The organism is Gilliamella sp. W8136 (assembly GCF_016101285.1).
GTDB lineage: Bacteria > Pseudomonadota > Gammaproteobacteria > Enterobacterales > Orbaceae > Gilliamella > Gilliamella apicola_N.
Map to the genome: position 1 here is coordinate 1 of NZ_JACFQU010000063.1, position 336 is coordinate 336.

Consider the following 336-nt stretch of genomic DNA (forward strand, 5'->3'; position numbering starts at 1 on the left):
CGCTTACTCTCAGTTCACCATCGACACTGTCTATTTTAATATCTTGCTTGGCAGCCATATTCAGGTTGGCATTTTGTGCCTGCACGTTAACATCACCTTGGTTGGCAAAGACTTTCATTCCTGATTTATGGGCAAATAGACCGATGGATTCACCGGATGAGACGGTAATGTTTTTTAACGCATTGATGTCAGTTTGATTTTCACTGGTCACTGATACACTGTTTGACGTTGACAGTTGGATGTTTTCCGGGCTGGTTAAAGCGATGCCCTCTTGTGCATAAGCAAGAATGCCACTTTGGGCTAATTGGGTTAATGTCGCTTTAAGTTGCTCTTGAC

Annotated in this window: 1 protein-coding gene; it reads right to left on the bottom strand. The window is 43.2% G+C overall.

Annotated features, from left to right (window positions below; genetic code table 11):
• The coding region (locus tag H3T96_RS14655) for a DUF2345 domain-containing protein (RefSeq protein ID WP_198248696.1) at window positions 1-336 on the bottom strand (336 nt) is incomplete at both ends.